The organism is Clostridium sp., from assembly GCF_032552055.1.
GTDB lineage: Bacteria > Bacillota > Clostridia > Clostridiales > Clostridiaceae > Clostridium.
On the sequence record NZ_JAWGSV010000114.1, the window covers coordinates 1 to 9,806 of the forward strand.

Annotated in this window: 9 protein-coding genes; 1 reads left to right on the top strand and 8 read right to left on the bottom strand. The window is 28.0% G+C overall.

What is annotated here, in order from left to right; all coding sequences use genetic code 11:
- Positions 1 to 33: 33 nt before the first annotated feature.
- The 7 genes from E6248_RS09070 to E6248_RS09100 all read right to left on the bottom strand — a co-directional run bounded on the left by E6248_RS09070 (position 34) and on the right by E6248_RS09100 (position 7,003).
- Positions 34 to 570: a flavin reductase family protein gene (locus E6248_RS09070; RefSeq protein WP_316340498.1), complete on the bottom strand. Its 537-nt coding sequence runs from the start codon at positions 568 to 570 to the stop codon at positions 34 to 36.
- 238 nt (positions 571 to 808) lie between these two features.
- Positions 809 to 2,065, bottom strand: coding sequence for a D-alanyl-D-alanine carboxypeptidase family protein (locus E6248_RS09075; protein ID WP_316340499.1), 1,257 nt, complete (start codon positions 2,063 to 2,065; stop codon positions 809 to 811).
- Positions 2,066 to 2,149: 84 nt separating this feature from the next.
- Entirely contained in the window at positions 2,150 to 3,454 is a 1,305-nt protein-coding gene (locus tag E6248_RS09080) for a pyrimidine-nucleoside phosphorylase (protein ID WP_316340500.1), read from the bottom strand.
- Between the two features lie 18 nt (positions 3,455 to 3,472).
- Positions 3,473 to 4,642 carry a phosphopentomutase gene (locus E6248_RS09085; RefSeq protein WP_316340501.1) on the bottom strand — a complete coding sequence of 390 codons (1,170 nt, stop codon included), beginning with the start codon at positions 4,640 to 4,642 and terminating at the stop codon, positions 3,473 to 3,475.
- 48 nt (positions 4,643 to 4,690) lie between these two features.
- Positions 4,691 to 5,569, bottom strand: coding sequence for a tyrosine-type recombinase/integrase (locus E6248_RS09090; protein WP_316340502.1), 879 nt, complete (start codon positions 5,567 to 5,569; stop codon positions 4,691 to 4,693).
- Between the two features lie 70 nt (positions 5,570 to 5,639).
- Positions 5,640 to 6,275, bottom strand: coding sequence for a stage II sporulation protein M (gene spoIIM / locus E6248_RS09095; protein ID WP_316340503.1), 636 nt, complete (start codon positions 6,273 to 6,275; stop codon positions 5,640 to 5,642).
- A 209-nt stretch (positions 6,276 to 6,484) separates the two neighbouring features.
- Entirely contained in the window at positions 6,485 to 7,003 is a 519-nt protein-coding gene (locus E6248_RS09100; RefSeq protein WP_316340504.1) for an NUDIX hydrolase, read from the bottom strand.
- A 389-nt stretch (positions 7,004 to 7,392) separates the two neighbouring features.
- Here E6248_RS09100 and E6248_RS09105 point away from each other — a divergent pair, with 389 nt between their 5' ends.
- Positions 7,393 to 8,148, top strand: coding sequence for a class I SAM-dependent methyltransferase (locus E6248_RS09105; protein WP_316340505.1), 756 nt, complete (start codon positions 7,393 to 7,395; stop codon positions 8,146 to 8,148).
- A gap of 378 nt (positions 8,149 to 8,526) precedes the next feature.
- Here E6248_RS09105 and E6248_RS09110 read toward each other — a convergent pair.
- Positions 8,527 to 9,806: HD domain-containing phosphohydrolase (locus tag E6248_RS09110; RefSeq protein WP_316340506.1), on the bottom strand; the 1,280-nt coding region annotated here is incomplete at its 5' end.

A 9,806-nucleotide genomic window follows, 5' to 3' on the forward strand; every position in this document is an offset into this window, starting at 1 on the left:
AAGATAAGCACCTTTTTTAACTTAATATTATAATTATTCAACTATATATGAACTTACAATTTCACCATAATAAGCTATATGATAATCTTTATTAGCACCATGGAATGATCCATCTACATCATGAGGATAATACTTAGTTTTATTTTCTTCTAAAATTTCATTTTTATCTTGCATTTGTTTATATATAACTTTACATTCAAGGGTAAGTGGAAACTCCTTAATATCTGGTACTGAAATATTATTAGGTGATTCAAGAGTTAAATTTAATTCTTTTATTTTATCAACAGAATGACCAGACTTTGTCCCACAAACTCCTAATATCTTCTTATTAAAGTTCCCTACTGGTATATTAATAGTAAACTCTGGATTCTTTTCTAACTGCTGTTTTGTAAATCTATTTTCTCTCACAAAGACTGTAAAAATAGGTTTCCCCCACTCAATTCCTAATGTTCCCCAAGATATAGTCATAGAATTAACTTTATCATCTGCTTTTGTAGTTAATAAAACTCCATTCTTTAGAGTCTTCATTATAACATTAGCATAATCAAATACTTCTATTTCTTTTTTCATTATATCTCCTCCTAGATTCTTTCTTATCTCTATGATAAATTAAAATATATTTACTAGCAAGTATTCACTTTTTTTGTTAGATACTATCTAAAAGGAAAGTAATGATAAAAGATCGATAATGAATTATATATTTACTATAAACATAAAAAACTAGGCTTAGCCTAGTTTTCTCATTAATTTTTCATTATTCATTCTTAATTTACAAGTATAAAAAGCTGCCTTAAAGCAGCTCTTTATACTATACGCCTTTTCTAAACATATTCTTCATATTGAACTTAAAGTTTTCGAAGATACCACCAAGTTTAATATCTCTATCTGAATATAATAGAACTTCTCCTATCTTATCTTCTCCAGAGTAAACTTCACATTTACCTACAATATCTCCTGCTTTATATTCCTTCTTTAGTTCATCAATAACAATTTTCTTTTCTATTTCTTTATTTTCTCCTTTAGGAACTACAGCTACTAAATCATCTTTAGCTTTAGCTACTAAGAATTTATCTGTATTCTTACTTAAGTATACATTTTCTACATCTTCATCTTTAGTTAAGACCTTCTTACCTTCATATTTAGAGAAACCAAAGTTTAAAAGCATACCAGCATCTCTATTTCTAACCTTATATGTAGGAGCACCCATAATTACTGAAAGCATTCTTACACCATTTCTAGTTGCTGTTGCAGAAATACAGTATTTAGCTTCTTGAGTAAATCCAGTTTTTAAACCATCACAACCTTCAAAGAATCTAACTAATTTATTATGGTTAACTAATTCTATTGGTGACTTTCTTCCTTCAGATATAGTTTCCATATAAATTCCTGAGTACTTTAATATAGTTGGATGCTTTAATAATTCAAGTGACATAGTTGCTATATCTCTTGCTGTTGATAAATGACCATCTTTAGGTAATCCATTACTATTCTTAAAAGTAGTATTAGTCATGCCTAATTCTTGAGCTCTTTTATTCATAAGTTCAACAAAAGCCTCTTCTGTTCCTGCTAAGTACTCTGCTAGTGCTACAGCCGCATCATTACCTGAAGCTATTGCTAACCCCTTTAAAAGCTCTTCTACAGTTCTAATTTCTCCTGTATCTAGAAGCATAGTGCTTCCGCCCATTTTCTTTGCATTTTCACTACATGTTACCTTATCTTGAAGAGATATTTTATTGCTGTCTATTGCCTCCATTACAAGAAGCATAGTCATTATTTTGGTTACTGAAGCTGGAGCAAATTTTTCATCAGGATTTTTTTCATATAAAATCTTTCCACTTATAGGTTCAATTAATAATGCAGATTTAGCATCTACAACTATCCCCTCTTCACTAAAGGTTTCCTGTGACCACTCCTCATATTCTTCATATGTTTCTAATTCTTCATACTCCTCATATGTTTCTACTTCTTCATTTTCAACTAAAGTATTAGCTTTCGTAGGTATAGATATCATAAATAATAAACTTAAAGTAAGTGCAATTGATCTGAGCATTGATTTTTTATTCATAACCGCTCCTCCTTTCAAGCTTATTATTTCCATAAAAAATAAAAATATGATAAAAAGAAATAAATTCTTCTTATCATATTTAAATTATTGTACTACATCATATATTAGAGGAAGATTTTCTATAGGTTCTTTAATAATTTCTATATTCTTTAGGATTTTCTCTCTAGCTCTTTCAATATTGTTTCTATCATTACTATGAATATAAGCTAGCACATCCCCCTCTTGAACCTTTTCATCCCTCTTTTTATTTAATACTATTCCTACAGCAAGATCTATATTACTTTCCTTAGTTTCTCTTCCTGCCCCAAGCTCCATAGCTATAAGTCCAAAGGCTTCAGCATGAATTTTCTTTATATATCCACTTTCCTTAGCCCTAACTTCTTCTATAAACTTAGCCTTAGGTAGTTTATTAGTATCATCAATAAAGGAAGTATCTCCCCCTTGAGCCTTTACAAAGTCTTTAAGTTTTTCTAGGCCCTTTCCATTTTCTATATTTTTCATTAGAAGTTCTTTACCTTCTTCAAAAGTTTTAGCTGTATTACTACAAACAAGCATATAACTTCCTAAAGTTAAAGTAAGTTCTAATAAATCCTTTGGACCATTTCCTTTTAATAACTCAATAGCTTCCTTTACTTCTAAAGAATTACCTATTGCATATCCTAATGGCTGATCCATATCTGAGATTACACCTATAGTTTTTCTTCCTACAGATGTTCCTATATCAACCATTTCCTTTGCAAGTAACTTTGCATCTTCAGGAGTTTTCATAAAAGCTCCATCTCCAACTTTTACATCTAGAACTATTGCATCTGCTCCTGAAGCAATTTTCTTACTCATAATGCTTGATGCTATAAGGGACATATTATCAACAGTTGCTGTAACGTCTCTTAAAGCATAAAGCTTTTTATCTGCAGGTGCTATGTTCCCAGTTTGACCTGTTAATGCAATTCCTATATTATTTGCATTATTTATAAAATCTTCTTCAGATAGCTCTACAGAAAAGCCTTCAAAAGCTTCTAGTTTATCAATAGTTCCTCCAGTATGACCTAATCCTCTTCCTGACATTTTAGCAACTGGAACACCTAATGATGCAACTAGTGGAGTTAAACATATACTAGTCTTATCTCCAACTCCTCCTGTAGAATGCTTATCTACCTTTATACCCTTAATTGATGATAAATCAATTCTATCACCTGAATCTACCATAGCTATAGTTAAATCAGCAGTTTCTCTCTTATTCATTTTATTAAAAAATATCGCCATAAGTAATGCTGAAGCTTGATAATCAGGAATTTCTCCCTTTGTAAATCCCTTTACAAAGAATTCAATTTCTTCTTTAGTTAATTCAATACCTTTTCTCTTTTTAAGAATAATGTCATACATCCTCATTGGATTATAGACCTCCTATTAACCTAGTATATTTTTCAAGAAACTTTCTCCATCAATATTATTATCAATATTAAAATACTCTAAAATAGTTTTACTTATATCAGTAAAGCTCTTTCTAGTTCCTATATTTATAGGTTTAATATTTTCTCCATAAACTAATATAGGAATATACTCTCTTGAATGATCTGTACTCTCAGTAGTTGGGTCACAACCATGGTCAGCTGTTAACATAAGAATATCATCCTTACCTAATTTACTATAGATTTCTTGTAATCTATTATCAAAATCTTCTATAGCTTTTCCGTAACCCTTTGGATCATTTCTATGGCCATAAAGCATATCAAAATCTACTAAATTAGTAAATATTAATCCTTCCTTTACTTCATCCATATATTTAAGGGTAGCATCAACACCATCCATATTATCCTTAGTATGAACAGCCTTAGTTACACCTTTTTTATTATATATATCTTCAATTTTACCAACAGCAGCTACTTCCTTGCCATCTTCATAAAGATACTCTAACATAGTTTTAGAGAATGGATCTAAAGCATAATCTCTTCTATTTGAAGTTCTCTTATACTCTCCATTTTTACCAGTGAAAGGTCTTGCAATAACTCTTCCAACAACATTTTCATCAACTAGCATTTCTCTTGCAATACTACACATATTGTATAACTCATCAAGTGGTATTACATCTTCATGAGCAGCAATTTGGAATACGCTATCTGCTGACGTATACACTATTGGATATCCTGTCTTAACATGCTCGTCTCCAAGTCTTTCAATTATTTCAGTACCTGAGGCAACACAGTTACCTAAAACTCCCTTTTTGTTTACTCTTTTTAGGAATTCGTCAATAATTTCTTTAGAAAAACCATTAGGATAAGTGTTTAATGGAGTATCTAGAATAACTCCCCCAATTTCCCAGTGTCCAGTTACTGTATCTTTACCCTTAGATCTTTCCATAAGCTTTCCATACGCACCGATATGATCTTGTACTTTATTTAAATATTTAACCCCTTCAATATTACCAAATCCTAATTTTTCAAGATTGTCAATCTTTAATCCCCCACAGGCTTTATAGGTATTGTCTAGTGTATGACTACCAACATCACCATAAAGATTGGCATCAGGCAATTCACCTACGCCTAGACTATCCATTACTACTAATATAACTCTTTTCATTTAATCTTCTCCTTTCGTATTATAAAGCCTAGAATTACTTCTATTTTATTATGCTCTAGGATGGGAGTTTTTATATACAATATTTATTTTATCATTGTTTATAATTTCATAATATGTGTCCATATAAGTTAAAACTTGATTTCCTAATAACTTTTGAACAGCTCGTACATTTGCTCCATTTTGTAAAAGATGAACTGCAAATGAATGTCTAAAGGTATTTAAATTAACATCCTTTTTGATTCCAGCCCTATGTGAATACTCTTTAACTATTCTCCATACACCTTGTCTAGTTAGTTGATTTCCATTTAAATTTACAAATAAATTATCAACTCCAGCAGATGCAACTCTATCTCTAATTAAGAAATATTCCTTTATTGCTTCTACAGCACTTCTTCCAATAGGAATTAATCTTTCAAGATTCTTATTATCTAGACATCTTACGAAATCTAGCTCTAAATTAACATCATATACTTTTATATTAATTATTTCAGAAACTTTCATTCCAGTTGCATACATAAGTTCTAATAAAGCATTATCTCTAATTCCTTTATTACAGTCCTTATCTACAATTTTAATTATTCTGTCTACCTCTTCTATAGTTAATATCTCAGGTAACTTCTTAGTAGTTATAGTATTTTTATAATAAATCTTAGGTATTTCTCTTACTACATCTTGATCTTTTAAGTAATTGTAAAAGCTTCTTAAGCTAATTACTATTCTATTTATAGACCTTTCAGACTTCCCTTCACTTAAAAGGTGTTGAATATACCCTAGTACTGAAACATTATCAGTTTCATCAATATTGATATTCTTATTATTCAAATACTTAACATAAAGGTTTACGTCAGTTACATAAGCATAAACAGTATTTTCACTTTTATGACTTTCTAGTAAAGCTTCCTTATAATTATTAACAATTTCTTTCATAATTCTCCCCTATCCTAATATAATATTTATTCGACAAATAACTTATTATTCCTTCTTTGTTTTCATTGGATTAGGTTAATTTATAAGCTTTTGTGACTACTAACCTAATTAATCCTGGACTTACATAAGATTCAATAATTACTCCAATAACAAAAATAATTAAAAAAATTCCAAATTTAACTATATTCCTTTTAATCATAGCTTTATTCATCCTAGAGCCATTAAAAAACTTCTCCTTCATTTTCAAAAGTGACATATCTAATGAAATAATACTTATACCCACAAAAAATGGTATATATAATAAATTTTGTGGAATTGTAGTGACTAGAGCTACCCATATCCCTTTTCCTTCAAATGTAGTTAATAGAAAGCTAAAGGTATATCCTAAGGTAAATCCTTTTATTAAGTCTATTAAAAGAATTATTGGTGCTCCAAAGGTTGTAAATCCTAAGGCAATAATTAAAAAGATAACAAATATATTCTTCGTAAGCACATTAAAAATTAAATCTTTAGTTACAACTTCTTTCGTACTAATAGTTTGTAAGAATCCTGTAAAATAATCTGATAAATCCTTCGCATCTACTCCATCCATATATTTTATGGTGTATGCACCCAGTAGTATACCTACAAAGAAAAATGTTAATACCAATAAATAAAATAATTTATTCTCCTTAAAATTAGAGTTTAGCTTTTCCATTAAATTCATAATATTCCTCCCCATACAGTTGCTATAAAACATAATATGTTTAAAATCTCTTTAATATTCATAATTGAATATATGTAAATTTTATTTTTCTAAAAAAATAAAAGAAGCTATATCTAAATGATAAGCTCCTTAAATTTATAGTATTCTTAAATATTCATTTTAATTTCTATATTAAGTGATGATGTTACTAAATTTTATAAATAATCAAATTATAAGAAAGCAAAAGCACTTAAGGTTTTACAATCTATAATTTCACCCTTCTTTATCATTTCTTTCACTTCATTTATATTAACTATTTTAACATTAGTAAACTCATCTTCATCTTCATGCTTCTCACCTAGCGTTAAATTCTTAGCTTTATAAATATAGATTATTTCATCACAAAATCCTGGTGCTGTAGAAATCTTTCCTAAAAACTTTATATCCCCAGCTTTGTAACCTGTCTCTTCTTCAAGTTCTCTTACTGCACAGACCTTAGGATCTTCATTTTTATCTAATTTACCAGCTGGTATTTCAATCATAACTTGCTTTATAGGTAATCTATATTGCTCAACTAATATAATATTTTCATCATCTAAAAAAGCTAAAACAGCTGCTGCACCTGGATGTTTAACAACATCTCTATTAGCTTTCTCTTTATTAGGAAGTTCCACATCAACATTGACAAACTCTAAAAAATTACCTTTATGAATTAATTTTTCTTCTAATATCTTTTCCTCTAAATTCATACTTACACCTTCTAATTCTTATATATTTTAAGTTTAATATATCACTTATTAAAATCTAGCACAATATAGCATAGTATAGGTTTCTATAAATAATCTATATTTTCAGACTTTATATTATTTTAAGTAAAAAATTTAAAAGTAGATTTTATATATCGAAAGCTTCAATCTTTTAATTTTATATAAGATCATTTAATAATTATTTAACTAAAATTATTTCCATCTAAAATAACTTAATATAATATGAAATATTATTGATACTTATATAATTAAAATTAATATATTGTATCTCCTCTTTTATAATCTATATGATAAAATTATCTTATATGGATTTTAAACTAAATCATATTTTTTAATAATATATCATTTTATGTAAATGGAGATGTAGTAAAATGAACAATACTGAGAAGTTTACAGGTAAAGCTTCTGTTTATTCTGAAGCGCGACCAAGTTATCCAAAAGCTCTTTTTGACTATTTGGTAAATGTAGAAAAAATTAGTAAGGATAGTATTATTGCTGATATAGGCTCTGGTACAGGGAAATTTTCAGAGTCATTATTGAATCTTGGCTTTAAAGTATTTGCTGTTGAGCCTAATAAAGATATGAGAACTAAGGCAGAAAATTTATTATCATTAAATTCAAGTTTTATATCAATAAATGGAACTGATTCAAATACTACCCTTAAAGATAACTCTATAGACTATATAACTGTAGCTCAAGCATTTCATTGGTTTAATCCAATAGCTTTTAAAAAGGAATGTCAAAGAATACTCAAAGAAAAGGGTAAAGTAATATTAGTTTGGAACAACCGAGTTCCAGAATCAGAAATAGTTATAAAAAATGCTGAAATATGCAAGAAATATTGTAAAAATTTTAAAGGATTTAGTGGGGGCTTCGATATTAAATCTAATTCAATAAGTGAGTTCTTTAATAATAAATACGATTTAATAAAATTTGAAAACAACTTAAAATATGACGAAGATAAATTTATTAAAAGAATATTATCATCATCTTATTCTTTAACTGATGGTGATGAAAACTATTTAGAATATATAAATGCTTTAAAAGACTTTTTCAAGGACTATTCTATTAATGGAATTTTAACAATACCTAATGAAACAATTATGTATATTGGAAATGTATTTTAATTACCATTTAAAAGCAATAAATCTAGTAATTTATTGTAATTCACTTCTATATATTGAATAGCATTAATTTTTTTGATATTATCTTTTTACGGGTTAAATATCTCCAAGAGGGATTGATACTTAAAAAGCAATAGTTGTTGCAAATGGAGCTACTGGCATAGCTCCTTTTTTATTTTCATATTCTATCCTAAGAGAAAAAGTCTCCTATTTATCTAAATATTGATAATTGGATATTTTTTCTAATATAGTTGATTTGCATAACTATTGGTTATCTTTATAGCTATACGTTTCTAATTTCATTCTAATATAATTAATTTGCATACTTTACTTTTTCAATCGACAGATTCTAATTTTAATCTTTATTTAAAAATTATATAATTAAGCCACTCTTTTAAGGTACTTTAAAAGTAGTTCATATTCTTCCATTAAATTATTATATACACTTAATATTTTCTTTGTATTTTCCCTTACTTTATTCATTATATAGTTATAATTATTTATTACTAAATTGCAAATTCTACTATCAATTTTATTAGAAGCTGCCATATTAGATAAAATTGATATTACTCTTTCTTTAGGGAATTCTCCCTTATAACTTCTTATATTAACTAGAGCACTAACTACATCTGCTATTGCAACTATTCTTACTTCAAGAGAAATTTCATCCCCCTTTAGTCCAAAAGGATATCCCGTACCATCTAATTTTTCATGATGTAAGGTAGCAATATCTCTTATGTCATCAATTCCTAATCCACTTAATATTTTATACCCTATAATAGCATGATTCTGTATCTGTTTATACTCTTCACCTGTAAGCTTACCTGGCTTTTCTAATATCTCTATAGGTACTACTATCTTACCTATATCGTGTAACATAGAAGCAATTTTAATTTTTCTTGTCATCTTTTCATCTATATTGAGCATGTTAGCTATTTGAGCACTTATTTCTTCTACTGCTATTGAATGTATAACTGTTGATTCACTTCTAAAATCAATGGCATAAGTTAACATTCTTATATAGCTTATTACTTCTTCTCTAGTTAAAATAATCTTATCAAAAATTTCATATAGTTCTTCTAAATAATTTTTATATAAAATATTTTCTAATAAATTATACTCAGTACAAGCTATTTCAAAAAGTTTCTTATGTTCCGGCAGTACCTTTTCACCAAAAGTCTTCATTATTGAATCTTTATCCATTTTATCACCGTTCATTTTTCGAATAGAAATATAATCAGCTAAATGTAATAATAAAGCCTCTTTAGGAATAATTTTTTTCTTTTCATCGTCTAAATCATTTGGAAACAAATGATGTCCTAAAACCACTGGAGATAAATCAGCTAATGGTGAAAAATGTTTAATAAATAATGATCCGTACACAGAATGCTCCATTGGCTCCTCTGAATCAATATCTAAAATTTTATCTCTTTCTTCAACCTTATATACACCTATATCATGAAACATTGCAAGTTCCATAAGTCTTAATATTTCATCTTCACTATAATCATTAGAAGCTTTCAATAATTTATACATTATGTAAGCTACTTCTTCTCCATGTCCTACCATTCTCTCATCCATGGAATCTAAAGTCCTCTGTATTACTATTAATATATTTTTCAAACTTACTTTCTGCATTTTTACACCTCTGAAAGATATTT